Raw genomic sequence first — 26,548 nt, 5'->3', positions numbered from 1 at the left:
ATCATTTATGAGCCAGGTCTTTTCGCCGACCTAGGCGACAAGGTCGTTACACCCCTTAACATGGCCTGCCTCTTTTTAACGCTGTCGTTAAAATATGGCGGGTTACGACCTAATGCGCCTTGCCAGCCCCTTACTTCGCTGAGATTATTCGAACGCCACCCGGCTTGGCGACAGCCAGTCTGATTCTCTCCCTGCTTTAGATGATTCCTGCCTAATGGATGTAAACAACCGTGAGCTAGCGTTACAAACGGGCCTACTCATGCTGCTAACCACCACCGTTATCATCGGTGGCGCTAGCCTAGTATTCGGCGTCGTTCCCAGCTTGCCTCAGCCTCAGGCGCTGGCCGTCCTGCCCGACAGCTCGCTGGTCATTCTGCTCTCAGGCCTTGGCTTGAGTGCCGTCATGGCCAACGCTCCGCGCTGGCGGCGCATCGCAGGCCTTGCCCTATTGATATTGGCGTTTTACACGGCAGTGCATAACGTCATCGCAGGCAACACCGGCGTCTCCTGGCTCACCGGCCAGCCCAGACTTCCCACTCAAGCCGCGCCGACCTTACTGCTGGCGGCCTTCTGTTTGTGGGTAGGCCCCCAGGGCACTTGGCAGCGTCGCGTATGGCAAGTGGGTGGCATCGTGCTGTGGGGCATTGGCAGCTTGACGCTGCTCTATCAGGCGGGCCTTCCACTGCCTAGATGGTTCCCCCGTGCCAGTGCGCTGTTACCGGGGCTACTGTGCTTCTCGTTTGGTTTGGCCATGATCATGGTCAGCCGACACGTGCCGCATTTGGCGACCTCCCTGAGCAAAGCCGCTGTCGCCGCAGGCATCGTGGGGGTGGCGCTGAGTATGAGCGCGTGGTTTTTGATCAGTTGGAATCAACACGAAACGACCCGAGCCGAAGCACACAATACGCTCGCCAGCGTAACGACCAGTATCGAACGAACGTTCAACTCTCGCACCATCGTACTCGAGCGTCTCGCCGAACGCTGGCAAGACGTTTTCGAAGACGAGGCGTCCCGCCAACGGGAAGTCGCTCGCTACTGGAACGACTATCCCAGCATCCTGGCGCTGGCCTATTTCACCCCCTTGGCCCGGGACGTTTGGCGCCGCGCTCAGCAGGGCCGCGATCTTTTATGGCTGGATGATCAGCTCGTTAGCCTGCCGGTATTACGCTGGCTCAATCAACAGCAGCAATCCGTCCAGTGGCTCTTTCCTGATCCCGAGCGTCCCAATATCGCCCTGCTGGCGTTGAAGCCTTCCGTCGAGCAGCGCTACCAACTCGTGGCAGTCATCGATATCGCTTATCTGCTGGCCAAAGAGACCCAGATTGCAGATCAAGCCTTCACGCTTTCGATCAGCCATCCCGATGGGCATATCCTCGCTCCAGGCATCGCGCCTGGAGTGCCAGCAGCGTTACAGGAGAGCACACCGCTCAGTGAGCAGCACCTGGGGTTACCCGGCGGAGCTGCGCTGCATTTGAGCCTTTGGCCGCCCCCTTCCTCCGTGTTCGAGCTGGCCAATTTCATTGCCGCCGGTATTGGCGTGGCGGGCCTGCTGCTCACCTACCAGCTAGTCCTGAGCCTGGCGTTGATTGCCGCACGGGCACAGCGCACGCTGGAACTTGCCAAAGCCAAAGAGGCACTGGAGGACCAGCACCGCATTCAGGCCATGATTGCCCGCGACGAGCCGTGCAGCGCCACGCTATTACAGATTTGCCGACTGTTGGAGCAACAAAGCCCCCATTGCCACACCGCGATATGGCGACTGGACAACGCTGCGGCCTACCGAGTGGAGCTGCTCTCCTGCAGCCTTCCCTTTGCCTTGCAGGAATCCATGCCCTTCAACGAGAGCCTCATCACCTTGGCGACCGAGCTGCATCAGCAAGGAGAGATGGCGGCGAACTTGCCGATAACCCCCAGCGCGTCGACGGCGTTTAGCCAGATGGCCGCCCAGTACGGCTACGTTAGCGCCACCGTTCATATACTAAGCAGCGGAGAGGCGCTGCCGTTAGGGGCGGTAGTCTTGCTGTCGAAACAGGACCAGCCCTTATCAGGCCACCGCGCACTCGAGGTAGAGTCATCGCTGCTACCTAGCGCGCTGCGGCTAATGCGTCTGGCCATCGAGCGCTATAACCATCAGCAAACGCTACAAGACAGCGAGCAGCGCTTTCGTTCACTGTTTACCCAAAACCCGGACGGCGTGTTTTCGCTGGATGTCGACGGCTACTTCCTCAGCGTGAACCAGTCGCTGCTGACCCTGCTGTCCATGAGCGAAGCCGATATTATCGGCCAACACCTGTACAGTCTGCTGCCGACTGAACAGCGCGAGCCGATCAATGAGGTTTTTAGCCAAGCCCTCACCGGCGTATCACAGCGCTTCGAGATCGAACTGCCCAGCCAAACGGGCGAGCTACATTTCGTCGATATCTCGTTTCTGCCGACCGTGGTCATGGAAACGGTGGTCGGCGTGTATGGGGTGGTGAAAGAGATGACCGCACTGCGCTTCAATGAAGCGCAGCTGCGCATTTTTCAACGCAGCCTAGAGGCGAGCAGTAACGGCGTCTTGATTTGTGAGGCGCAAAACGACGATTTCCCGATCATTTACGTCAACCCAGCGTTCGTAGAGATCACCGGCTACGACTTTGATGACGTGCGGCACCGAAACTGCCGCTTTTTACAGGGGCCGGATACCGACCCCAAACAAGTGCAGGAGATTTGTGACGCGCTTCTTCAGCAGCGGGACATCAGCTTGACGATTCGCAACTACCGCAAGGATGGTCGCGCCTTCTGGAACAACGTCTTTATTTCTCCGGTACGGGCGCAAGACGGGCAGGCCACGCATTTCGTCGGCATCATCAACGACATCTCCGAGCGCAAAGATCACGAAAACGAACTGGCCTTTCATGCAACGCACGACGCGCTCACCGGGCTTGGCAACCGAGCGCTATTCGAAGACCGTTTGCGCCATGACGTCGATCTCGCCAAACGCCACCGTCAGCAGCTAGCGGTGCTGTTCATCGATCTGGACGAGTTCAAGCCGATCAATGACACGCTGGGCCATGCGGTGGGCGACCAAGTATTGATCAGCGTCGCACGGCGCTTGGAAGAGGTGATTCGCCCCTCGGATACGCTCTGCCGCTTCGGCGGCGATGAGTTCGTACTGCTGCTGCCCGACTTGGACGCGCCGCATCAGGCCCAAGAGGTGGCCGAGCGCTTGCTCCTGGAGCTGGCCCAGCCCTATCGTATTGATCGCCATGAACTCTACCTCTCCGCCAGCATTGGTATCGCATTGAGCGATGAGGGCCTGGAAAACCCTGCAGCGCTCCTGCAACAAGCGGACATGGCGATGTACAAAGCCAAACAGCAAGGGCGCAACACGCTACAAACTTTCACCCACGACATTAATCAAAAGCTGACGCAGCGCGTCACGCTGAGAAACGACCTGCAAGAGGCCATCACACAGGAGCAGTTCGAACTCCACTATCAGCCGCTGCTGGGTCGAGCGGGCGATATCCGAGGGTTCGAAGCGCTCGTGCGCTGGAACCACCCCGTCAAAGGGCCGATATCGCCTGCGCTGTTCATTCCCATTGCCGAAGAGACAGGACAGATCATTGGCTTGAGCCAGTGGGTCATGGAGCGCGCCGCCAAGGATTTCTTACAGCTGCAGCCGCTGCTATCGAGCGACTGTCGCATGGCGGTCAACCTCTCTCCCATGCAGTTTCATCGTCCTAGCTTTTTAAGCTCGCTACGCAAAACGCTGGAGGTCACGGGATTACCGCCGACCGCCCTTGAGCTAGAGCTGACCGAGGGCATTTTGATGAACGACACCGACGCCGCCATCGATACGCTGCACGCCTTGCGCGGCATGGGCATCAGTATTGCGATCGACGATTTTGGCACGGGGTTCTCAAGCCTTAGCTATCTGCGCCATCTCCCCATCGACAAAATCAAAATCGATCGCAGCTTTATCCTTAATATCGAAGACAACAGCAAAGATGCCGCCGTCGTGCAAGGCATCATCGCCCTGGCGCACCATCTGGAACTCAACGTGGTTGCCGAGGGGGTAGAAACCCGCCAACAGGAGCAGCAGCTCCTTTCGCTGGAGTGCGACGTGCTACAAGGGTATTTGTTCGCCAAGCCCATGCCGTTCGACGCCCTCACCCACTGGCTAACCGAGCGTGGCACCCGCCAACATTAAGCGATGACACCGGTGAACGAGCAGCGCCTAGGCGCTGCTTTTTTGTTGGCGAGCACGGCCCCACCATATTTTATGAAAACATTTTCCATAAAAACTTCACAGCGTGCCTTTTTTACGCCATACTAGCCATAAGTTGTATATACCAACGTCTAACCATTTTGACGAGGCACATCATGAGCTATGAAGAGAAGTTTCTGACCATCTGGGACGCACCGGCCACCAACGCGGCGCAAAAAAAGGCCAAGCAAAACGTTCAGCAACGTTCCAACACACCGCAGCCCTCGACGCTGAAAGAAGCGTTCTTGACGATTTGGGACAGCACCAAAAGTAAAGCCGCCAGCTAACCCAGAGGGCAGCGAGCGGCTTCATGGCCAAGGATGGCAATGCCACACGGGCGTCCCATCACGTCATCGGAATCACGGCAATGATGTGCTCTTCGAGGTATTTTTCTGACACCTCATCTTGCGACACGGCAAATCCACGTACGCTGACCCCTTTACGGTGCACCCGCTCGGCATCGTTACTCAACAAGGGGTGCCAACCTGCCAGCTTACGCCCTTCCGCTACGCGTCGATAACCGCAGGTGTGGGGCAGCCAAGTAAACTCCTTGACCAGCGCGGGGGTTAGCTGCGTACAATCCGGCACGCTGTCAAAGCGGTTCTCATAATCACTGCACTGACAGCTATGAGTATCCAACAGTCTGCAAGCCACATTCAGAATGGCCAGCTCTTGCGTCTCTTCATCGTGCAGCTTGAGCAAGCAGCACTGGCCGCAGCCGTCACACAGCGCCTCCCATTCGGGCTGGGTGAGTTCTTCCAGGGGATAGCGTTCCCAGAAGCGCTCGCGTAGCGCGGTTTCCATCTCTCGTCACCTCGGTTAACCATAGCATCGTTGAAGGTGTCAGCGTGCGTCACCCTGACTGGTGAGCTCGGCACGACATTCGCTCCATAGTCGACTGAAATCTTGTTCCAACGCGGCGTAATCTTCGCGCAGCCAAGGGACGAGCTCGGCCAAGCGATTAGCGCCTGATAGCCGCTGCCCAATCCCCGATACCGCGCGGCACGTAAAGTCGAAATCCGCATAGCGGCGTAGCCAGTCCTGCTCGATCAGGATCGGCATCATCGTCGACAGGCGCTGTGGTGCGGGCCAAGCAGTCAGTAGGCGATAGCAGCGCTCGACCAAGGCGTGTTGCTCTGTGCCTGCATGCTGGCGGGCAATAAAGTGGTCCCAAACGATATCCAGTGCAATACCCGCGTAACGCCGTTGCATCTTCGGGGCGCGCCGCTTGGCCAACAGGACACTAGGGTGCTGATCTACCCAGGCATCGACCCGTCGATGATGGCGAATACCGCTTGCGACGCTGGGCGACCACGCCGAGAGATCACTGCCCTTCACCCCATCGGCGATCAAGTTACCGTACAAAAAACCATCGTTTCCTGGCTGTGCCAGCCATGCGTGGGCCAGAAAATTCATGGTAAAGCCCCCGACGGCGCCTTCGTCCGTTCACGAGCGGTCTGCGGACTGCGCCCGATGAATGTCGAGTAAATAGGGCTCTTTGGCAGGCGGCATTTGCAGGTAAAAGCCCTGCTCGTCAATGGCCGCCATGACATCCGCCGCCTTGACGCGGGCAAGCGTCTTGTCCTCGGTCAGGATCATGGTCAGCACAGGCACCGGCTCACCAAAGGTGTCCATCAGCGCATCCGGCACGCTCTCTATGCCCTTACGCTTGTCCACGTACAGGTACATTTCGTCTTTGCGTGAGCTTTTGAAAATCTCACAAAGTAACTTGTCGCTCATAAAGAGGCCTCCTCGAGCGCTTGGTGAATCGCCTGGGTGAGGCAGTGGCCACGCCAGCCGCCGAGCTCCGTCAGCGGCTGCTCGGCGAGCCGCTGCATCACGAGCACTTCGATATCCCGGCGTCGCAGCAACATTTCCGGGGCAATATTCAACGCGGACGCCTGTTCGGTCACGACCCCTTTGATGGCCTTGAAGCGGCGCTTGAACGCAGGCTGCATGGGGTCCGGCCAGCGCGCAGGCAAGTCACTCTCAGGGCAGAGTTGCGCCTGCTTAACGAGGGCCAGCAAGGCGTCGCCCTCTTTCTTGACCAGCGGCGGTTTGACACCCTCGACCTCGGCCAACTCATAGCGGTTTTTCGGCATCTTTTCCGCCACGGCAAACAGCAGCTTATCGCTCACTAACCAGTTACGCGGCAGGTCGCGGCGGCGCGTTTCGCCTTCTCGCCAGATGGTCATCAACCGGTACGCTTCGAGCTGGCGGGGCGACAGCCGCCACAGCTGACGCTGGCGAGTATACCACTGACCATCGCTTTCGACGCTGCGACCAGCCTGTTCGATCAGGCTTGCGCATTCACTCTCCAGCCAGTCACGACGCCCCAATGCGTCAAGCTGTTCCGCTTGACGCTGCCACACTTTGAGCAAGTAAATCACATCGAGGGCGGCGTATTCACATTGAGAGGGCGTCAACGGACGTTCCAACCAATTGGAGCGCGTCTCTTCCTTGGGAAGCGTTTCTCCCATCCAATGTTCAACCAGCTTTTGGTAGCCCATCCCCGGGTTTTCACCCAAAAAGGCCTGCGCTACTTGGGTGTCTACCAGCGGCGTGGGCAGCACGCCTGCCCAGTGCTGGAACACCTCCAAATCTTCACTGCAGGCATGCAGTAGTTTCACCGCGCTATTTTGCAACAGCGCTTTGAACGATGCCGTACAGGGGGTGGCGAGCGGATCGACCAAATAGGCGACGTCGTCGCTGGCGAACTGGATCAGCGCAGGTACCGGGAAGAAGGTATTCTCGCGGAAAAACTCGGTATCGAGGGCAATGACGCGGGCACCGGCCACCTTTTCGCAGGCGGCGTCCAATGCCTCGGCATTATCAATCCATTGATATAAAGAAGAGCTTGAAGAGGACAAAGCAGTTTTCCGGGTTGGCACAACCGCATCAGCGCTTGCGTTTCTTATCAGTGTTAGTCGCCAGCAAAGGGTTGGCGACCGTTAAAGGCGCGGCTAAGCGTGCCGCCATCGACATACTCCAGCTCGCCGCCCATGGGGACACCGTAGGCGAGGCGCGAGAAAGAGACACCGTAATGCGCGAGCTGTGAAGCGATGTAGTGGGCCGTGGCCTCGCCCTCTACGGTGGGATTGGTGGCCAATACCACTTCACGGACGGTGCCCTCTGCGACGATGCCTTCGAGCACATCGAGGCCGATGGCCTCGGGTCCGATACCGTCGAGCGGCGAAAGATGGCCATGCAGCACGAAATAGCGACCTTGGAAACCGCCGGCCTCTTCGACCGCTAGCTGGTCTGCGGGGGATTCGACGACGCAGAGCAAAGCGTCGTCTCGGCGCGGACTCTCACACAGCGCACAGATCTCTGCCTCGGTCAGCGTTCGACAGCGTTGGCAATAACCGACCTCTTCAATCGCCTGCTGGATCACCGCTGCCAGGCGCTGGCCGCCTGGGCGCTCGCGCTCTAACAAATGCATGGCCATGCGTTGGGCCGTTTTCGGCCCAACTCCTGGCAGCACGCGAAACGCGTCCATCAATTGCTCGACAAGCGGGGAAAATCGCATGATTTAGAAGGGCATCTTAAAGCCGGGTGGCAGGTTCAGGCCAGCCGTTGCTTCTTCCATCTTCGCCTTGGAATTGGCCTCCACCTTGCGAACGGCGTCGTTGACGGCGGCCGCTAACAGGTCTTCCAGTAGCTCTTTATCTTCTTCCAGTACGCTCGGATCGATGGTGACATCGCTGACGTCATGGCGACCGTTCATTGTAATCTTCACCATGCCAGCGCCCGCTTCGCCATGCACTTCCGCTTTGGCGACTTCTTCCTGCACGCGCTGCATCTTTTCCTGCATCTCTTGGGCTTGCTTCATGATGTTGCCCATTCCGCCTTTGAACATGCGGTGTTCTCCTCAAATATTGAAACGAATATTGGATCGCCGTTAGCCGTTACGAACGCGACGCTGGCGTGGGTTTGACACTGGACTCAATTAGCGTAGCCCCAAACGCCTGCTGTAACTTCTGAATATTGGGGTCGTGATGCAATAGATCAACCGCCTGTGCGTGACGCTCCTGCTGCTGACGCTCTTCCTGCTGACGGGGCGTCTCGAGCGCTGTATCCAGCTCGGCCACACTGAACTGAACGTTTCTCGCCATGCCCAGGGCCTTGAGCGCTCGCTCGATTCGACCGTTATGCACATCGGCTTGCATGGCCGATTGGCTGGGATCGAGTCGCAGTATCACGGTCTGCCCATCATCGCTCTGCAGTTGACAGTGCGCGGCCAAATTCCGCGTTAGGCCACCCAAACCCAGCGCGTCAAAATGGGCTAACCATGCCGCATGGTCCCAACGGCCATGCTCGGACACGGGGTCGGCACTGGGCGTCATCGCTGTCGAAGGGGGAGCTGGAGGCTCTGGCTCTGGCTCTGGCGAGAGGGTAGCGGCACTTTCTACGTCTTCAAGCGACCAGGGCGGCGGCGCTTCACTGCTGAGCTCTGGTCGATGCTGCTCAGCCACCTCGACGTGCGTATCGTTGGGTGACGTGGCGGCCTGCACCTCAGCGGGCGCTGGAGGCTCGTCCTCGGCGGCTGCGGGTACAGGCTCAGGCTTTTTTGCGCTTGACTCATCCACCGAGTAAACGGTGTCGGTCGCGGCGTCGGCTGGCGCGCTTGCCTCTGCGGCGGTTTCGCGGCGCAGAGGTAGCGGCGTCGCCGGCGGTTTCGGCACGCCCTGGGGGCGGAACGCCAGCATACGCAACAGCGTCATTTCCAAGGCACTGCGCAAATCCGGGGCATGCACCATATCGCCACGCCCTTGAATACCAATCTGGTAATAGAGCTGGATGTCCTCGGCGGTAAACCGGCTGGCCAACTGCTGAATCTGCGCCCGATCTCCATGGCTGTTGTCCACTGCATCGGGCACCATCTGCGCGACGGCCAAACGGTGGAGGATGGCCGTCAACTCATCCAGCACGGCAGCAAAATCCGGCCCCTGCTCGGCCAGCTGAGCCACTTCCGCCAACAGCTTCTGCACATCCACGTCCGCCAGCGCATCGACGAGCGCGAGCACATGGCGATGGTCTAGCGTGCCGAGCATGGCAGCCACATCGGCATGGCGAACGGCGCCTTGGCCAAACGCAATGGCTTGGTCGGTCAGACTCATGGCATCGCGCATGGAGCCCTCGGCGGCTTTGCCCAGTAGCCACAGCGCGCTCTCGTCGTAATCGACGCCCTCCTGCCCCAGCACGAAGGTCAAATGCTCGACGACACGCTCAGGCGGCATATGCTTGAGCGTAAACTGCAGACAGCGGGATAGAACGGTTGCAGGGAGTTTCTGCGGGTCGGTCGTCGCCAGCAAGAACTTGACGTGGGGCGGGGGTTCTTCCAGCGTTTTCAGCAGCGCGTTGAAGCTGCTGGTGGACAGCATGTGTACCTCGTCGATGAGATACACTTTATAGCGCCCTTGTGTAGGCGCGTACTGGACATTATCGAGCAGCTCGCGGGTGTCTTCCACTTTGGTACGCGAGGCAGCATCGACTTCGATCAGGTCGACGAAGCGCCCCTCGTCGATGGCTTGGCAGCTATCACACTGACCACAGGGGGTCGAGGTGATGCCTTCGTCGCCGCGCCCATTCGCCGTGCAGTTGAGGCACTTTGCCAAAATCCGCGCCAAGGTGGTTTTGCCGACACCTCGCGTGCCGGTAAAGAGATAGGCATGGTGCAAACGGCCCTGATCAAGGGCATTGACCAGGGCGCGTTGAACATGGGCCTGGCCCACGAGCTCGTGGAATGTACGTGGCCGCCACTTGCGGGCCAGAACCTGATAGCTCATTGAGCAAAACTTCCTTTGGCGGGCTGACGTTCGATGCGACGCGGCCCATCGTGAGCCGCGTTTGCTAAGAGTAAGCGCTTAGTGATTGCGCACCATTCTAGCGGCTGCACCGCAGCCCGCCAACCGCCCGGCGATGCTCAGGCGACTTGTGGCGTCACGCTTAGGCGTTTTCGCCACCTTCAGCGGCCGCAGCACGCTGAGCGGCTTCTTTCACCAGCTTTTCCAGCTCGCCGTTTTGGTGCATCTCCATCACGATATCGCAGCCGCCCACCAGCTCGCCTTCGACCCACAGCTGTGGGAAGGTCGGCCAGTTGGCAATTTTCGGCAGTTCTGCGCGGATATCCGGGTTGTCCAGAACGTTGACGAAGGCGAAGCGCTCGCCACAGCTCATCAATGCCTGGACGGTTTGAGCAGAGAAACCACACTGGGGCAGCTGAGGCGTGCCTTTCATGTAGATCAGAATGGGGTTTTCGCTGATTTGACGCTGAATATTTTCGGCAGTGGTGCTCATGATGTGCTCCTAACAAGTGATGTGATCCAAGCCAGTCTACGCAATTCGTCCACTGGCTTTAACCCCATGGCCAGCATTGCAAGGTATGGCGGCCAACGCCAATACCTGAGCAAACTACTCGGCCTTAACGCGTGGCCGCCATTCTACGCATGCTACTCGCGTTGCGCATCCCCCGCCGCATCGCTAGGATGGTGTTTTTGCGCGGAGAGCAGTCATCATGGCGACACGCCATTTCCTTACCCTGCTGGATTTATCCCCAGATGAGCTGGCTTACCTGATCCAGCGTGCCATCAAGATCAAAACGGACTTGAAAGCCAACGGCCCCGTTTATACGCCCCTGCCTAATCGCACGCTGGCAATGATCTTTGAAAAATCCTCCACGCGCACCCGTGTCTCTTTCGAGACAGGGATGGCGCAGTTTGGCGGCCATGCACTGTTTCTCTCTCCTCGCGATACGCAGCTGGGTCGCGGCGAGCCGATCGAAGATACCGCTCGTGTGCTGTCTGAAATGGTCGACGCCGTGATGATTCGTACGTTCTCCCATGAAGGTTTGGAAACGTACGCCAGCGCCAGCAGCGTGCCAGTGATCAACGCGCTCAGCGACGACTATCACCCCTGCCAACTGCTGGCAGACGTGATGACCTGGACCGAGCTTCGTGGCAGCGTGAAAGGACGTACGGCCGTATGGGTGGGCGATGGCAACAACATGTGCCACTCCTGGATCAACGCCGCTCGCCAGTTCGGCTTCCATTTGCGGGTATGTTGCCCGAAAGGATACGAGCCACGCGCTGACATCATGGAAGCGGCTGGCGACTGCGTCACGCTACTCCACGACCCCAAAGACGCTGCCAAAGACGCTGACCTCATCACCACCGACGTGTGGGCATCGATGGGCCAAGAGGCAGAACAAGCCAAGCGCGAAGCGGACTTCGCTGGATTCCAAGTCACCGAAGCCATGCTCGATACTGCCAAACCCGACGCTCTCTTCCTGCACTGTCTGCCAGCCCACCGCGGCGAAGAGATCAGCCACACGCTGCTAGACGACCCGCGGGCGGTGGTTTGGCAGGAAGCCGGGAACCGCTTACACGCCCAAAAGGCATTAATCGAGTTTTTGCTGCTCGGCAAAGTCGACGCGTAGCACTCCCCCACCCTGCCATGCAGGGTGGGGGCTTCGCATAAAAAACGAACACAAAAAAACGCCGCGTCGTGTATAACGCGGCGTTTTAGAATTTGGTGGAGCCTAGCGGGATCGAACCGCTGACCTCAACACTGCCAGTGTTGCGCTCTCCCAGCTGAGCTAAGGCCCCACGAACTGCAGTAGCCTGCAGCGGGGCGAATAGTAAGTGACAATCTGTACGAGGTCAAGGTTTAAAGTAAACAAGCATCAACTAATTCTCCTTTGCCAAGAGCTGTGGCACTCTATGGATTCGCAGCGTGCGTATCGCCCGAGCCAACGATGATTACCTGCAGGAGCCAGACCCTTGATCAACGTTTTAATTGCCGATGATCACCACCTGGTGAGAACCAGTATTGCTCACCTGCTCAATGAAGAGTGCGATATCAAAATCGTCGGTGAGGTCGATGACGGTGAAAGCGCCGTCACCCAGTGCCGCCAGTTAAAGCCCGACATCGTACTCATGGACATTCGCATGCCAGGAATCGGTGGACTCGAAGCCACACGGCGCATTCACCGCACCTTGGCCGATGTCAAAGTCATCATTCTCACTGCGCATTTGGAAGATAGCGTACTACGACGGATGCTCGAGGCCGGCGCCTCAGGTTTTCTCAGCAAAGGGGCCGATGCCGTCGAGATGACCGAAGCCATCCGTCAAGTCTTTCATGGCCGCCGCTATGTCAGCCAAGAGATTGCCCAGCGCCTCGCCTTGGCGCACTTCACCGACGAAGACAACCCTTTCAGCCACCTTTCACATCGCGAGTTACAAATCGCGCTGATGATCGTCAACTGCCAACGCGTTCAAGACATTTCCGACCGCTTGCACTTGAGCCCGAAGACCGTAAACACATACCGCTATCGCCTGTTTGACAAGCTACAGGTCGCGACGGACGTCGAGCTCACTCACTTGGCATTACGCCATGGACTGGTCGAGGGCTTTGACGCCATCTTGGGATAGACCTACCATCGCCTCTTCTGATGTTTGAGAGCGCCGATGCCCAGCCATGACTTTTGATGCCAAGCAGTTTTTAAGCTCCGTCAGCTCTTCGCCGGGCGTTTATCGCATGCTGGACGAGGAGCAAAACACGCTTTACGTGGGCAAGGCGAAGCGCCTGAAAGCACGGCTGGCAAGCTACTTCCGTGGCCAGCTCAACGCTAAAACTCAGGCCATGGTGGCGCGTATTGCCGACATCCAAATCACCGTTACCCGCAGCGAAACCGAAGCCCTATTGCTCGAACAGACGCTGATCAAAGAGCTTCGTCCGCCGTACAACATTCTGCTGCGTGACGACAAGTCCTACCCCTTCGTGTTCGTCACTGACCGCCACCCCTACCCTGCCCTTGAGTACAAGCGCGCACGTCAGCGGCGTGACGATGGCCGCTATCTAGGCCCCTACCCAAGCAGCGGCGCGGTCAAAGAGAGCCTCACGCTGATGCAGAAAATCTTCCGCATCCGTAACTGCGAGGACAGCGTTTTCGCCCACCGCTCTCGCCCCTGTTTGCAGTACCAAATCCAGCGCTGCAGCGCTCCTTGTGTCGACTATATCTCCGAGGAGGAGTACCGGCGGGATGTAGAGCATGCCGTGATGTGCCTTGAGGGTAAGAGCGAGCACGTTACGCAGTTACTGACCCAAGAGATGGAGACCGCCAGCCAAGCGCTCGACTTCGAAGAAGCCGCCCGCCTACGCGACCAAATCCAGCAGTTGCGCCAGCTTCAGCAGCGCCAGTTCGTCGATAATGAAAGCGGCGACGCCGATGTGTTTGCCTTGGCCCAGCGACCTGGCGCGCTCGGCATCTCCATTCTGAGCGTGCGCGATGGCCGCCTTCTAGGCGCCCGGCACCATACGCCGAAAAACGATCTCGACCTACCGCCAGACATGCTACTGACCGAAGTGGTCAGCCAGTACTATTTCGGGCAACCCCATAACGTCCCTGGCGAAGTCATTACCAGCCATCCGCTGGAGGATAGCGCGCTGATTGCAGAGGCTCTATCTCAACAGGCGGGCAAAAAAGTCAGAGTCGCCAGCCAAGTCCGCGGGCACCGCGCTCAGTGGCAGCATTTGGCCATGACCAACGCCGAGCAGCAGCTCGCGTCGCAGTTAGCCAACAAGACTCAGTTGACGCAACGCTTCGAAGCGTTGCAAAACGCCCTCGGCCTCGAACACGTGCCAGAACGCCTGGAGTGCTTCGATATCAGCCACAGTCAAGGCGAGGCGACGGTGGCTTCGTGCGTCGTCTTCGACCATCAAGGCCCACGCAAGAGCGACTATCGCCATTTTCGCATCGAGGGCGTTGCCGCCGGTGATGACTACGCGGCCATGCAGCAAGCACTCACCCGGCGGTTGAAACGGGTCAAAAGTGGCGAAGCCGTGGCGCCCGATATCCTCATCGTGGACGGCGGCAAAGGGCAGCTCAACATGGCACGCGGCGTGCTGAACGATTTGGCGGTCACCAATATCGTGCTTCTGGGCGTTGCCAAAGGCACTACCCGCAAAGCAGGGCTGGAAACGCTTTTTCTCGAGAGTAGCGACAATCCACTGCCAATGGACCCAGCGTCGCCAGCGCTGCATTTGATTCAGCACATTCGCGACGAGTCGCATCGCTTTGCCATCGCAGGGCACCGAGCCGCACGAGACAAAGCGAGACGCACCTCTACCTTGCAAGACATTCCAGGCATCGGCCCCAAACGACGGCGTGAACTTTTGCGCTTCTTCGGCGGCCTACAGGGCGTACAAAAGGCGAGCCGCGATGAACTGGCCAGGGTACCCGGCATCAACGCCTCGCTCGCAGAAGCCATTTATACGGCATTGAACGGATAAACTTGTTCTTAACATGGATGCAATGCGCTAAGGGGGATAGAATAACCCGCACATTACACTCCGACTTTCATGATTCTCCGGCAAGGATCGCGCCCTGCGATGAATATACCCAACATACTAACACTGGCAAGAATCGTCTTTATTCCACTACTGGTCGTGCTTTTCTATCTACCGTTTAGTTGGAGCATGCCAGTGGCTGCGGGCTTGTTTGCCCTTGCCTCCGTGACGGACTGGCTGGACGGCTACCTCGCCCGTCGCTGGAATCAATCTACGCCCTTCGGCGCCTTCTTGGATCCCGTGGCGGATAAACTGATGGTCGCCGTGGCCCTTGCCCTGCTTATCGAGCGCTTCGATACGCTAGTCCTTACGCTTCCCGCTCTGGTCATCATCGGGCGTGAAATCGTCATTTCGGCGCTGCGCGAGTGGATGGCCGAAATGGGCAAACGTGGCATGGTTGCGGTCTCCTGGATCGGTAAACTGAAAACCACGCTACAGATGATCGCCATTTTGGTGCTTTTGGCTTTCCCACCGGGGCACCAGGTTGCCCTCTTAGGCGTTGTCGTTCTGTACGTCGCCGCCGCGCTGACGCTGTGGTCCATGGCCCAGTACCTAAAGGCCGCTTGGCCACACCTGAGCCGCTCCATGTGAGCGGCTTGATTCAGAGTCGCAAAGTAGCTCTTTGAACCCATTGATAAATTGATTGTTTGACAAGCGCGTGGCGATGCGTATAATTCGCCCTCGAGTCGAGCGGGAATAGCTCAGTGGTAGAGCATCGCCTTGCCAAGGCGAGGGTCGAGAGTTCGAATCTCTTTTCCCGCTCCAATTTGGTTGATACCAATGACTTGTTAGGCTGGATGGCAGAGTGGTTATGCAGCGGACTGCAACTCCGTGTACGCCGGTTCGATTCCGACTCCAGCCTCCATTTTCAGTGTAGCGATGACTCTCATGGCACCGATACACTGCCCGGATGGCGAAATTGGTAGACGCAAGAGACTTAAAATCTCTCGGAGGTAACTCCGTGCCGGTTCAAGTCCGGCTCCGGGCACCATTGATGACTGACTCGAAATAATGAATAGATGACGCTGCGAGATGTTTACATCGACGCGGCTTTTTTTGTGTCTATTCTCCCCTCACTGCCTACCAACCCGCTGATTTTTTTGCGCAAACGCATCGCTTGGGCTATGTCGTCACGCTATGATGCCTCTTCTTACTCTATTCGTGATTGGAAGGAGCGGGCCGAATGAGCACGCTAACATCTGACATCGTGATTATTGGTGGCGGCGTCGCTGGACTGACCTTAGCGTTAGAAGTTGCTGATCATTTGTCAGTTACCCTGGTTCGCCCTGCCCAGGATGACCAAGGCGCCAGTCGCTGGGCACAAGGGGGCATCGCTGCCGTACTATCACCAGATGACCGCTTGGACGATCATATAAAGGACACGTTGATTGCCGGTGACGGCCTGTGTGACGAAGACGCCGTTCGCTTCACCGTGACGCACGGGCCGAATGCGATTCAGTGGCTCATCGACAACGGCGTGCCATTTACTCCCGACCCCGATCCGAATGCCCGCTATCCCTATCACCTCACCCGTGAAGGCGGACACAATGCCCGTCGTATCATTCACGCCGACGATGCGACGGGCCGCGCCGTCGTCAATACCCTGGTGAGCAAGGTCGCGGCGCACCCTCGCATCACTCAGCGCAGTGACATCACCATTGTGAACTTGCTTCAGGATGCTGACGGCCGCTGCATTGGCGCCCAAGGCGTGGACAGCGCCCAACGGGTACAACGGCTTTTCGCCCACCGGACGATACTAGCGACCGGCGGAGCCAGCGGGCTCTATCGTCATACGACAACGCCCTCGCCCAGTAGCGGCGAAGGAATGATGATGGCCGCAGAGCTTGGTGCAACGCTCTGCAATCTGGAGTTCCAGCAGTTCCACCCAACCTGCCTCTTCGACCCCGATGGCCCCGCCTTTCTCATCAGCGAAGCCGTGCGCGGCGAAGGGGGACACCTGCTCAATGAAGCAGGCCACCGCTTCATGCCCGACCTGGATGCCCGCGCCGAGTTAGCACCAAGAGACGTGGTGGCCCGAGCCATCGATGCGCAAATTCAACGGGGCACACTCGGGCACGTTTGGCTAGATATTCGCCACTTGGGTGAAGCCGCCATACGCCATCACTTCCCAACGATTTTGGCCCACTGCGCCACTCGAGGGATCGACATCATTCGTCAACCGATCCCCGTCGTGCCAGCCGCCCACTATAGCTGCGGCGGCGTTGCCACGAACCATGTGGGGGCCACGCAGGTCGCCAATCTCTATGCGATTGGCGAAACCGCCTACACCGGCTTACATGGCGCCAACCGAATGGCTAGCAATTCGCTACTCGAATGCTTGGTATACGCACGCAGCTGTGCGCAGCACTTATGCGCTTCTTTATCACACCCGCCCAAGACACTGTCGACTGACGTCGTCAAGGCGACTCTTCTACGCCCTGACGCTCCTCTGAACACTCACCAACTACTGGAGTGGCGGCGCGCGATGCGTGGCATCATGAGCCACTACGTCTCCATCGTCAGAAGCGATCATGGGCTGGCGGCCGCCAATGAAGCACTGGCCGCACTAACGAAGGAGTGGGAAACGAGCAACTCAACGAAGAACCACCCGGAGAGCGTGCGTTTCAAGCAGGCACTGACGCTGGCCAAAATGACGGTCATGGCTGCCGCACAGCGCCACGAATCGCGAGGATTGCACTACTCGACCGACTGGCCCAACCGTGCCGTGGATACACGCCCCTCGCAATTAACACTGGATCAGTTGGACTGACGCCTCAGCGACCCGGCCGATGAAAACAGCGGCGCAGCGCGCGTTGATTGGCAGTCGCCGAAGAGTCGGGCCACACCCACAGGCGCTGGGAACCGATGCGCAGACCCACCAGCCAGGGTCCTAAATAGTCGCAGCTGACACCCAGCACCACCCCTGCCTCTCCTGTGCTCTGCAGCCAACTACCTTCCCACTGACCGCCACGCTGAACCAAACGAAGCTCACCGCTCGGCTGAGCTCGATACGCCTTGATGGTCAGCCAGACACCGGCGGCGAGCACCATTGCACCTAGCCAAACGCCTAACGTCCACGCGGCGAGTAACACCAAGCCCGACACCAGGGCGCTTTGTACGCCCATAGCCATTTTAGAGCGTGCGATATGCAGCGTTGTCGGTGGTTTCAGCATGTTCAACGATCATCTGCACGAGGTGGCGCAGCGCCGGATCTTCAGGCCACTCACGGTGCATCAACCACACGAACAAATCTTGATCCTCCTCGTCGATCAACCGCTGGTAAGTCTGTTGCTCCTGCTCGCTCAGCGTATCGAAGCGTTGCTCCAAAAAAGGGATCAACAGCAGATCCAGCTCCCACATACCGCGCCGGGAGTGCCAATAAAGCCGCTTTCGCAGAACGGCAGCAGGGGAAGTATCGTCACTCAACGTTAGCCTCTCCGAGTAAATGAAATGAAAAGCCAGTATACCGAAGCTGTTGGGTCGCGCCAGCGCCGAGCATCGCCTATGCTGTTATTCAGCTTCGTACTTACTTACCTAGTACCTTGTTTTATCTGAATTGTTTTATGCGGTTATGCGCAGTATGCTGATTTCGAAGTTATCGAGGTCGCATGCGCGTTACGGCCTTTAAAGTTCGCAGGGAGCCAACCGATGACCAAATCTGAACTAATCGAACAAATTGCGATGCGTCAACCGGAGCTATCCGCCAAAGAAGTCGAAACGGCGGTGCGTATTATTTTAGATGATATGACCGATGCGCTCGCCAACGGAGGGCGAGTGGAGATCCGTGGTTTTGGTAGTTTCTCACTCCACTATCGCGAGCCACGCACGGGGCGTAACCCCAAAACCGGTGATCCGGTCGACCTGGACGGCAAGTACGTGCCGCACTTCAAACCGGGTAAGGAGCTGCGTGAGCAAGTCGATGCCAGCCGTGCGCTAGGCTATTAAGCGTCCGAATAGCGCTATCCGACCTTCTGCGGGATGACGCCACGCCCAGACTCAGACACAATAGCAGCATCGTGAACGTCACTGACTAGGAAACTCTCATGCGTTGGATCAAAGGGCTGATTCTGGCCGTTATTTTATTGGTAGTGCTGCTGGTCGGCATTCTGTTTGCCGTCAATAACCAGCAGGCGATTCCCTTGAACCTGATCTGGGCCGAGCTGCCCGCCGTATCGCTGTCCGTGTGGTTGCTGGCCACGTTAGCGGTCGGCGTCATCGTGGGCATGTTGGCCATGCTGGGCGTTTACGTGCGCCTGAAGGCGCAGCTCGCTCGCAGCGAGCGTCACAACAAACAGCAGCGTAAAGAGCTCGATCGTTTACGTACCCAGGGGTTTAAGGAACTGGCGTAAATGCAGGATGCGGTGCTGCTAGGCGTTCTCTTGGCAGCCATAGCCATCGGCTTTGGCCTGGGGATACGCTACGCCCACCGCCGCCCTCAGCGCCCCGCTCGCCCTCCAGGCCTCTCTCGGGAGTATTTCGTCGGGCTCAACTACTTATTGAACGAGCAGCCCGACGAAGCCATCAAGACCTTCATCCATGCATTGGATGTCAACAGCGATACCGTCGACACCCACATTGCTTTGGGTAAACTGTTTCGTTCACGGGGTGAAGCGGACAAAGCCGTGAGCATCCATCAGAACCTGCTCGCCCGCCCCGCCCTCTCGACTACGACCAACGAAACCATTCAGCTCGAACTCGCACGTGATTTTATCGCCCTAGGCGTGCATGACAGAGCGCAACGATTACTGCGCACTCTGCTGGAACACACCCATCATGAAGGGCTGCGCCTAGAGGCCAAACGGCTGTTGATCGACCTCCTCGAACGGGAAAAAGAGTGGCAGGACGCGTTAGAGGTCGTCCAGCCACTGATGAAACAGCAACCGGCCATGCGTCGCCCCGCTTCTCACTGGCTGTGCGAACTTGCGCAGCAAGAGATCGACCAGTCCAGCCGCGCACTTGCGCGTAAACACCTCAAGAAAGCACTACAGTTGGATGAACGCTGTGTGCGTGCCACCCTGATGCTGGCCGAGCTGGAGATGGATAATGGCCACTACGCCAAAGCCATCGAGCGGCTCGACCACATTCCACAGCAGGACATTGCCCACATTCCGACCATGCTGCCCGCGCTGCAGCGTGCTTACACTCGCAACGATGACCTGCCCGGCCTGGAAACCCATCTGTACAAACTGCTAGGGGAAGCCCCCTATACCAGCGTCATCGTGGCGTTGGGAGCCCTAGTGCATCAACGAGAAGGAGTGGACAGTGCCATCGAACGCACCGGTGAATGGCTGGGCGAGGCACCGAGTTTGGGCGGGCTAGATTACCTAGTGGACCTTTACCTCGAGAGTGAACGACTCGCAGGTAAAGACACACCGGATACGCGACTGTTGCTACTGAAGCACCACACTCACGCCCTGCTGACCGGCAGGCCTCGCCACCGATGCCGACGCTGCGGTTTCAGCAGCGACAGCCTGGCATGGCAATGCCCGAGCTGTCGCCGCTGGGGAACGATCAAACCGATCACTGGCGTCGAGGGCGAATAATCACACGCCGGCAAGCTCTGACTCGATGGCTGCCAGCGCGGCCATGGGGTCTTCGGCCTGCGTCACCGGACGCCCTACTACCAAGTGAGTGCTGCCCGCCTGCATCGCGTCAGCGGGTGTCATGATGCGCTGCTGGTCGTTCGCCGCGGCAAAGCGTGGCCGAATGCCAGGGGTGACTTTCAAAAAAGCGTTGCCACACTGCGCCTGAATGTGCGCCGCCTCTTGTGCCGAACAGACCACTCCATCCAAGCCACTCTGCTGCGTCAGGGTGGCCAGTCGCATGACCTGCTCGGCGAGGCTTGCCGTAACGCCGGCCTCTGCCAAGTCCTCCGACTGCATACTGGTCAACACCGTGACCGCAATCAGATGCGTGGTGAGCCGATGGTCGGCAAGCCGCTTGGCGGCCGCTTCCATCATTTTGCGCCCACCCGAAGCGTGTACGTTCACCATCCACACGCCCTGCTCCGCCGCCGCTTGTACGGCACTGGCTACCGTGTTTGGAATGTCATGAAATTTCAGGTCCAGAAACACCTCAAAGCCGCGACCATGAAGCGCTTCCAGCACGGCTGGGCCACTCCGGGTAAATAGCTCTTTACCGACTTTGACGCGGCAACGGGCCGGGTCGAGCTGGTCGGCCATGCAGAGCGCCGCATCGAGTGAAGGGTAATCCAAGGCAATAATCAGGGGGGAATCGGTGGGCACGCGCTTACTCCGTGTTCGTGAACGCTGGTGGACAACGACGTCTTTGACGGGTGATACGCGCTAAGTGTACCAGTCTCACTAAGGGAGCTGTGTAAGCGATTCGCCATCTTCCCGTAGCAAAAGACTTACAAATGCTATCGTTGATCGCTTACAGCGCTTACGTTTTGAAAAGATTAAGTTCATTAAGGCGGCGACCATGAAGGTGACCGCGTTTACTCGCCATCACGTTGAGCACGTGGCTGGCTCCGAAGCACCAAAAAAGGGACATGAATCATGCCAACAACCGTCAAACGCTTTGTTATCGCACTGCTCATCAGCCTAAGCCTGGGCTTGTCCAGTGCCACGTTAGCGCAAACCGTTGCCCCCATTAACGTCAATAGCGCCGATGAAGAGCTGTTGACCGAACTACCGGGTATCGGCCCCAGCCGCGCCGCCGCCATCATTGAAGAGCGCGAAACCAACGGTGCTTTCACCGACGCCGATGATCTGACTCGCGTCAATGGCATTGGGCCTGCCACGGTGGACCGCATGCGCGATCAGGTCACGTTCGACGAGTAACGTGAGCCATCGCCGTGCTCTGCCGCCGCTTGGCACTAGCCAGCGGCGGCAGAATGCCTCCACCGATCAGATGGTATCGCTGGGGATACGGACCTCACCCTCCATCAATACCCGTGCACTGCGGCTCATCAGCGCCTGATCGATCTGCCAACGCCCATCGACCAAACTGGCTTTCGCCCCAACCCGCAGTGATCCAGACGGATGCCCAAACGTCACCGCGTCACGCTCGACGCTTCCTGCGGCCATATTCACCAACGTGCCTTGAATCGCCGCTGCTGCGCCAATCGCCACTGCCGCCGTGCCCATCATGGCATGGTGTAGCTTGCCCATGGAGAGCGCCCGCACTACAAGGTCAATATCGTCCGCATGGACGGCTTTACCACTCGACGCCGTATAACTGGCCGGGGGGCCTACAAACGCCACTTTAGGGGTGTGCTGACGGCTGGCGGCCTCTTCCACATGGTTAATCAGCCCCATGCGGACGGCCCCATGGGCGCGAATCGTCTCAAACATTGCCAGCGCCTTGGCATCTCCATTGATCGCTTCTTGAAGCTCACATCCGGTATAACCCAACGCCTCGGCATTGACGAACACCGTTGGGATTCCGGCGTTAATCAACGTTGCTTTCAGGACACCAACGCCCGGCACCTCTAGGTCATCGACCACGTTGCCAGTGGGGAAAATCGCGCCCTCGCCGTCGGCAGGGTCCATAAACGCGACGGGGATTTCTGCCGCCGGAAAGGTGACGCCATCCAACTCAAAATCGCCGGTCTCTTGTACCTCACCATCGGTCATAGGCACTTGGGCAACAATGGTTTTCTGAATATTGACCTGCCAAATACGCACTTCTGCGATGCCGTTTTGCGGCACCTTGGCAGGGTCCACTAAGCCGTTGGCGATAGCGTAAGGCCCTACCGCTGCGGATAGATTGCCGCAGTTACCGCTCCAGTCCACGAAGGGCTTATCGATGGAGACTTGGCCGAATAGGTAATCCACATCGTGATCGGGCAATTCACTCTTCGAGAGAATCACCGTTTTGCTGGTGCTGGACGTGGCGCCCCCCATGCCATCAATTTGTTTTTCATAAGGGTCGGGGCTGCCTATTACCCGCAGCAGCAGCTTATCCCGCGCCTCACCCGGCACCTGAGCGGCGGAGGGTAGGTCGCTCAGGGTAAAAAAAACGCCCTTACTAGTACCGCCCCGCATATAGGTGGCGGGAATACGGATTTGTGCTTTATGAGCCATGACGCACCTCTTAAACAATAGCCTGGCAACTGCCAGGCTATTCGTTATCCATCACACCCTTACCATCGCGCGGTAGCCACTAGGCAACGGAGGATTCCAAAAAGTCCTGAGCAAACCGCTGCAGTACGCCACCGGCTGAATAGATGGTCACTTCTTCAGCCGTATCCAATCGGCAAACCACCGGCACGCGCTCGGTGCTGCCACTGGTGCGGTGGATAACCAGCGTGAGCATGGCGCGCGGATCGGGCGTGCCTTCCACATCGAAGACCTCCGTGCCGTCCAGCTCAAGGGTTTTCCGCGTGGTGCCCTCCTCGAACTGCAAGGGCATGACGCCCATACCAATCAAGTTCGTGCGGTGGATGCGCTCGAAGCCTTCGGCGACAATGGCTTCCACCCCTGCGAGCGCGACGCCTTTGGCGGCCCAGTCACGAGACGAGCCTTGGCCATAATCCGCACCGGCGATAATGATCAGCGGCTGCTTGCGGGCCATGTAGGTCTCGATGGCTTCCCACATGCGGGTCACCTTGCCCTCCGGCTCGATCCGCGCCAGCGACCCCTGCAGCACCTTGCCCTGCTCGTCGTGGACCATTTCGTTGAACAGTTTCGGATTCGCCAGGGTGGCCCGCTGAGCGGTCAGGTGATCCCCGCGGTGGGTGGCGTAGGAGTTAAAGTCCTCCTCCGGCAGGCCCATTTTGTGCAGGTACTCCCCCGCCGCGCTATCGAGCATGATGGCATTGGAAGGCGAGAGGTGGTCGGTGGTGATGTTGTCCGGCAGAATCGCCAGCGGGCGCATGCCCTTCAGCCCACGCTCTTTCGCCATGTTGCCTTCCCAGTAGGGCGGGCGGCGAATGTAGGTACTCTGGGGTCGCCATTCATACAGCGGGCTTACCTGCGTACGCGCACTTTTATCCAGATCGAACATCGGGATGTAGGTTTGGCGGAACTGCTCGGGCTTCACCGCCGACTTCACGATAGCATCGATTTCACTATCGTCGGGCCAGATGTCCTTAAGCGTGACCGGATTGCCCTGCGTGTCATACCCCAGCACGTCTTTTTCGATATCAAAGCGGATGGTACCCGCAATGGCATACGCCACGACCAGCGGCGGTGAGGCCAAAAACGCCTGCTTGGCGTAGGGGTGAATACGCCCATCGAAGTTACGGTTACCGGAAAGCACCGCCGTGGCGTACAGGTCGCGGTCAATGATTTCTTGCTGAATGTGCGGCTCCAGCGCACCAGACATCCCGTTACAGGTGGTACAGGCGTAGGCCACCACCCCAAAGCCAAGATTCTCTAACTCGTCCATCAAGTGCGCTTCTTCTAAATACATCTTGACGGTTTTCGAGCCAGGGGCCAGCGACGACTTCACCCACGGTTTGCGGGTCAGCCCTAACCGGTTGGCGTTGCGAGCAATCAACCCCGCCGCCACCATATTGCGCGGGTTAGACGTATTGGTGCAGCTGGTGATGGCGGCAATAATCACCGCGCCATCCGGCATTTTGCCTGCCTGCTCATCGGCCCGGGCTTTATTCAAGTCGATGGCGATACCCCGCTTTGCCAGCTCGGACGTAGGCAGGTGGGCATGGGGATTAGAGGGGCCAGCCAACGTGCGCGCCACGCTTGAGAGATCAAACGTTAGCACTCGCTCATAGTAGGCACTCTTGAGATCATCTGCCCACAGCCCAGTATGCTTAGCGTAGGCTTCCACCAGCGCGACTTGTTCATCTTCACGACCAGTAAGCTTGAGATACTCAATGGTTTGGTTATCGATGTAGAACATCGCCGCCGTGGCACCATACTCCGGCGTCATATTGGAAATCGTGGCGCGGTCGCCCACGGTCAAGGCATCGGCCCCTTCCCCGAAAAACTCCAAGTAAGCGCCCACGACCCGCTCTTTACGCAGAAACTCAGTAATCGCCAGCACCATATCCGTGCCGGTAATCCCCGGCTGCAGTTTGCCGGTAAGCTCGACCCCGACAATATCCGGCAGGCGCATCATGGAGGCGCGGCCAAGCATGACGCTTTCCGCTTCCAAGCCGCCGACCCCCACGGAGATTACCCCTAATGCATCCACCATCGGCGTATGGCTATCGGTGCCCACGCAGGTATCCGGGTAGGCGATACGCATACCCTGCTCATCGGGGCGGCACTGCACCACTGGGGACATCTTCTCCAGGTTGATCTGGTGCATGATGCCGTTGCCGGGGGGAATCACATCGACGTTTTCAAATGCCAGCTTGGTCCAGTTAATAAAGTGGAAGCGGTCGTCGTTACGACGATCCTCTACTTGGCGGTTTTTCTCGAAGGCATCCTTCTCAAAGCCCGCATGTTCGACGGCCAGCGAGTGGTCGACGATAAGCTGAGTGGGCACAACCGGGTTGACCTTGGCCGGATCACCGCCTTTGTCGGCAATGGCATCACGCAGACCAGCTAAATCTACCAGCGCGGTTTGGCCAAGAATGTCGTGACATACCACCCGTGCCGGGTACCAGGGAAAATCTAAATCCTGCTTGCGCTCAATGAGCTGTTTTAGAGCATCGGTGAGCAGCTCAGGGTCACAGCGACGTACCAGCTGTTCGGCCAATACACGCGAAGTGTAGGGCAGTTTGGCATAGGCGCCGTGCTGGATATCCTCGACCGCTTGGCGTGCATCGAAGAACTCTACCGGCTCGCCCTCTACCAGAACGCCCGGTAGCGGCTTGCGATAATTCGTGTTCATAACGCCTCTCACTTAGTCACCTCGCAACCGATCAGTCGCGCGCTTCGATGGGTACCCATTCGTTCTTCTCAGGGCCGATGTAATCAGCACTGGGGCGAATAATTCGATTATTGGCGCGCTGCTCGAACACGTGCGCAGCCCAGCCGGTCACCCGTGACATGACGAAAATCGGCGTGAACAGCTTGGTAGGAATATCCATGAAGTGGTAGGCGCTGGCATGGAAGAAATCGGCGTTGCAGAACAGTTTCTTCTCACGCCACATCACCTCCTCACAGCGAACGGACACCGGATAGAGCACGGTGTCGCCAACATCATCCGCCAGCTTCTTCGACCACTCTTTGATAATGGCATTACGCGGATCCGACTCCCGATAGATCGCATGGCCAAAGCCCATGATTTTCTCTTTACGCTCCAGCATACCGAGCATTTCCCGCTCTGCTTCCTCTGGCGATGCCCAGTTCTCGATCATCGCCATGGCCGCTTCGTTGGCGCCACCGTGCAGCGGGCCGCGCAGTGAGCCAATCGCACCGGTCACGCAGGAGTGCATGTCGGACAGCGTCGACGCGCACACTCTGGCAGTGAAGGTAGAGGCGTTGAACTCGTGCTCGGCATACAGAATCAGCGAGACGTTCATCACCCGGGCATGCAGTTCGGAGGCGGGCTCGCCGCGTAGCATATGTAGGAAGTGGCCACCTACCGAGGCATCATCGGTTTCGGTATCAATACGCACGCCGTCATGGCTGAAGCGATACCAGTAGCAAATAATAGAGGGCAGCACCGCTAGCAGGCGATCCGCCACGTCCTGCTGCTCGTCAAAGCTCTCTTCAGTTTCCAGGTTACCCAGCATGGAGGCCCCCGTACGCATCACGTCCATCGGGTGAGCGTCTTTGGGAATCTGCTCCAGCACGGTTTTCAGCGCATCAGGCAGGCCACGCAGGCCTTTTAACTTAGTAATGTAGTGGTCAAGCTCCGCTTGGTTGGGCAGCTTGCCTTTCAACAGCAGGTAAGCAACTTCTTCAAATTTGGCTTTTTCGGCCAGCTCTTTGATATCGAAACCACGATAGGTCAGACCGGAACCGGTTTTACCCACGGTACATAGAGCTGTCACGCCTGCGCTCTGCCCCCGAAGTCCTGCGCCTGCTAGCGGTTTATCAGCCATGTTATCTCTCCTGACGTACTTAT

At 58.2% G+C, this 26,548-nt stretch carries 25 protein-coding genes and 4 tRNA genes; 14 read left to right on the top strand and 15 right to left on the bottom strand.

The window, feature by feature from the left end; translation table 11 throughout:
- Positions 1-214 precede the first annotated feature (214 nt).
- Positions 215-4,192 (top strand): putative bifunctional diguanylate cyclase/phosphodiesterase, encoded by a 3,978-nt coding sequence (locus CTT34_RS18580; protein WP_159341723.1) that lies wholly within the window; start codon positions 215-217, stop codon positions 4,190-4,192.
- Between the two features lie 173 nt (positions 4,193-4,365).
- Entirely contained in the window at positions 4,366-4,536 is a 171-nt protein-coding gene (locus CTT34_RS18250) for a hypothetical protein (protein WP_167520872.1), read from the top strand.
- Positions 4,537-4,594: 58 nt separating this feature from the next.
- Here the strand turns inward: CTT34_RS18250 and CTT34_RS06625 are convergent, their stop codons facing one another.
- From CTT34_RS06625 to grxD, 8 genes are all read right to left on the bottom strand, one after another.
- On the bottom strand, positions 4,595-5,053 hold the full coding sequence (locus tag CTT34_RS06625) for a YcgN family cysteine cluster protein (RefSeq protein WP_159341722.1): 459 nt from the start codon (positions 5,051-5,053) through the stop codon (positions 4,595-4,597).
- Between the two features lie 39 nt (positions 5,054-5,092).
- The gene (locus CTT34_RS06620; protein ID WP_159341721.1) at positions 5,093-5,665 is read right to left on the bottom strand and encodes an acyl carrier protein phosphodiesterase; all 573 of its coding nucleotides are present in this window, start codon (positions 5,663-5,665) and stop codon (positions 5,093-5,095) included.
- Positions 5,666-5,695: 30 nt separating this feature from the next.
- Positions 5,696-5,989, bottom strand: a complete 294-nt coding sequence (locus CTT34_RS06615) for a YcgL domain-containing protein (RefSeq protein ID WP_159341720.1) — start codon at positions 5,987-5,989, stop codon at positions 5,696-5,698.
- The gene (rnd, locus tag CTT34_RS06610) at positions 5,986-7,119 is read right to left on the bottom strand and encodes a ribonuclease D (RefSeq protein WP_159341719.1); all 1,134 of its coding nucleotides are present in this window, start codon (positions 7,117-7,119) and stop codon (positions 5,986-5,988) included. The genes CTT34_RS06615 and rnd overlap by 4 nt, the downstream gene beginning before the upstream one ends.
- Before the next feature lie 53 nt (positions 7,120-7,172).
- Positions 7,173-7,778, bottom strand: coding sequence for a recombination mediator RecR (gene recR, locus CTT34_RS06605; RefSeq protein ID WP_159341718.1), 606 nt, complete (start codon positions 7,776-7,778; stop codon positions 7,173-7,175).
- A gap of 3 nt (positions 7,779-7,781) precedes the next feature.
- The gene (locus CTT34_RS06600) at positions 7,782-8,108 is read right to left on the bottom strand and encodes a YbaB/EbfC family nucleoid-associated protein (protein ID WP_044630130.1); all 327 of its coding nucleotides are present in this window, start codon (positions 8,106-8,108) and stop codon (positions 7,782-7,784) included.
- Positions 8,109-8,157: 49 nt separating this feature from the next.
- On the bottom strand, positions 8,158-10,038 hold the full coding sequence (gene dnaX, locus CTT34_RS06595) for a DNA polymerase III subunit gamma/tau (protein ID WP_159341717.1): 1,881 nt from the start codon (positions 10,036-10,038) through the stop codon (positions 8,158-8,160).
- 160 nt (positions 10,039-10,198) lie between these two features.
- Entirely contained in the window at positions 10,199-10,549 is a 351-nt protein-coding gene (gene grxD / locus CTT34_RS06590) for a Grx4 family monothiol glutaredoxin (protein ID WP_159341716.1), read from the bottom strand.
- A 217-nt stretch (positions 10,550-10,766) separates the two neighbouring features.
- Between grxD and argF the strand changes: the two genes are divergently transcribed.
- Positions 10,767-11,687 carry an ornithine carbamoyltransferase gene (gene argF, locus CTT34_RS06585; protein ID WP_159341715.1) on the top strand — a complete coding sequence of 307 codons (921 nt, stop codon included), beginning with the start codon at positions 10,767-10,769 and terminating at the stop codon, positions 11,685-11,687.
- Positions 11,688-11,780: 93 nt separating this feature from the next.
- Here the strand turns inward: argF and CTT34_RS06580 are convergent.
- Positions 11,781-11,856: transfer RNA gene (locus CTT34_RS06580), tRNA-Ala, on the bottom strand.
- A 174-nt stretch (positions 11,857-12,030) separates the two neighbouring features.
- Between CTT34_RS06580 and uvrY the strand changes: the two genes are divergently transcribed.
- The 7 genes from uvrY (at position 12,031) to nadB (ending at position 17,369) form a co-directional block, all read left to right on the top strand.
- Positions 12,031-12,681, top strand: a complete 651-nt coding sequence (gene uvrY / locus CTT34_RS06575; protein WP_139525612.1) for a UvrY/SirA/GacA family response regulator transcription factor — start codon at positions 12,031-12,033, stop codon at positions 12,679-12,681.
- A gap of 46 nt (positions 12,682-12,727) precedes the next feature.
- Entirely contained in the window at positions 12,728-14,542 is a 1,815-nt protein-coding gene (gene uvrC, locus CTT34_RS06570; protein ID WP_159341714.1) for an excinuclease ABC subunit UvrC, read from the top strand.
- A 99-nt stretch (positions 14,543-14,641) separates the two neighbouring features.
- On the top strand, positions 14,642-15,190 hold the full coding sequence (pgsA, locus tag CTT34_RS06565) for a CDP-diacylglycerol--glycerol-3-phosphate 3-phosphatidyltransferase (protein WP_159341713.1): 549 nt from the start codon (positions 14,642-14,644) through the stop codon (positions 15,188-15,190).
- A gap of 99 nt (positions 15,191-15,289) precedes the next feature.
- Positions 15,290-15,364 (top strand) — tRNA-Gly (locus CTT34_RS06560).
- 26 nt (positions 15,365-15,390) lie between these two features.
- A tRNA-Cys gene (locus tag CTT34_RS06555) sits at positions 15,391-15,464 on the top strand.
- Between the two features lie 39 nt (positions 15,465-15,503).
- Positions 15,504-15,590: transfer RNA gene (locus tag CTT34_RS06550), tRNA-Leu, on the top strand.
- A gap of 192 nt (positions 15,591-15,782) precedes the next feature.
- Complete coding sequence (nadB, locus tag CTT34_RS06545) at positions 15,783-17,369, top strand: L-aspartate oxidase (protein ID WP_159341712.1); 1,587 nt, start codon at positions 15,783-15,785, stop codon at positions 17,367-17,369.
- 4 nt (positions 17,370-17,373) lie between these two features.
- Here nadB and CTT34_RS06540 read toward each other — a convergent pair whose 3' ends face one another.
- Positions 17,374-17,772, bottom strand: coding sequence for a hypothetical protein (locus CTT34_RS06540; RefSeq protein ID WP_253017306.1), 399 nt, complete (start codon positions 17,770-17,772; stop codon positions 17,374-17,376).
- Positions 17,732-18,025: an FAD assembly factor SdhE gene (locus CTT34_RS06535; RefSeq protein WP_159341711.1), complete on the bottom strand. Its 294-nt coding sequence runs from the start codon at positions 18,023-18,025 to the stop codon at positions 17,732-17,734. The genes CTT34_RS06540 and CTT34_RS06535 overlap by 41 nt, the downstream gene beginning before the upstream one ends.
- Before the next feature lie 222 nt (positions 18,026-18,247).
- On the opposite strand from CTT34_RS06535, the gene CTT34_RS06530 reads away from it, so the two are divergent.
- The 3 genes from CTT34_RS06530 to lapB all read left to right on the top strand — a co-directional run bounded on the left by CTT34_RS06530 (position 18,248) and on the right by lapB (position 20,142).
- On the top strand, positions 18,248-18,544 hold the full coding sequence (locus tag CTT34_RS06530) for an integration host factor subunit beta (protein ID WP_139525607.1): 297 nt from the start codon (positions 18,248-18,250) through the stop codon (positions 18,542-18,544).
- 98 nt (positions 18,545-18,642) lie between these two features.
- Complete coding sequence (locus CTT34_RS06525; protein WP_159341710.1) at positions 18,643-18,948, top strand: lipopolysaccharide assembly protein LapA domain-containing protein; 306 nt, start codon at positions 18,643-18,645, stop codon at positions 18,946-18,948.
- The gene (gene lapB / locus CTT34_RS06520) at positions 18,949-20,142 is read left to right on the top strand and encodes a lipopolysaccharide assembly protein LapB (protein WP_159341709.1); all 1,194 of its coding nucleotides are present in this window, start codon (positions 18,949-18,951) and stop codon (positions 20,140-20,142) included.
- On the opposite strand, the gene pyrF is transcribed toward lapB, so the two are convergent.
- Positions 20,143-20,844 (bottom strand): orotidine-5'-phosphate decarboxylase, encoded by a 702-nt coding sequence (gene pyrF, locus CTT34_RS06515; RefSeq protein ID WP_159341708.1) that lies wholly within the window; start codon positions 20,842-20,844, stop codon positions 20,143-20,145. It abuts the gene before it with no gap.
- A gap of 273 nt (positions 20,845-21,117) precedes the next feature.
- On the opposite strand from pyrF, the gene CTT34_RS06510 reads away from it, so the two are divergent.
- Positions 21,118-21,402, top strand: coding sequence for a ComEA family DNA-binding protein (locus CTT34_RS06510; RefSeq protein ID WP_159341707.1), 285 nt, complete (start codon positions 21,118-21,120; stop codon positions 21,400-21,402).
- Between the two features lie 66 nt (positions 21,403-21,468).
- Here CTT34_RS06510 and prpF read toward each other — a convergent pair whose 3' ends face one another.
- From prpF to prpC, 3 genes are all read right to left on the bottom strand, one after another.
- Positions 21,469-22,647 carry a 2-methylaconitate cis-trans isomerase PrpF gene (gene prpF / locus CTT34_RS06505; protein ID WP_159341706.1) on the bottom strand — a complete coding sequence of 393 codons (1,179 nt, stop codon included), beginning with the start codon at positions 22,645-22,647 and terminating at the stop codon, positions 21,469-21,471.
- A 79-nt stretch (positions 22,648-22,726) separates the two neighbouring features.
- Positions 22,727-25,366, bottom strand: a complete 2,640-nt coding sequence (acnD, locus tag CTT34_RS06500) for a Fe/S-dependent 2-methylisocitrate dehydratase AcnD (protein WP_159341705.1) — start codon at positions 25,364-25,366, stop codon at positions 22,727-22,729.
- A 31-nt stretch (positions 25,367-25,397) separates the two neighbouring features.
- Positions 25,398-26,525: a bifunctional 2-methylcitrate synthase/citrate synthase gene (prpC, locus tag CTT34_RS06495; protein WP_159341704.1), complete on the bottom strand. Its 1,128-nt coding sequence runs from the start codon at positions 26,523-26,525 to the stop codon at positions 25,398-25,400.
- Positions 26,526-26,548: the final 23 nt, after the last annotated feature.

Source organism: Halomonas meridiana (assembly GCF_009846525.1).
Classification (GTDB): domain Bacteria; phylum Pseudomonadota; class Gammaproteobacteria; order Pseudomonadales; family Halomonadaceae; genus Vreelandella.
Note: the sequence above shows the minus strand (reverse complement) of the source record. Positions and strands in the feature narration are given on the sequence as shown.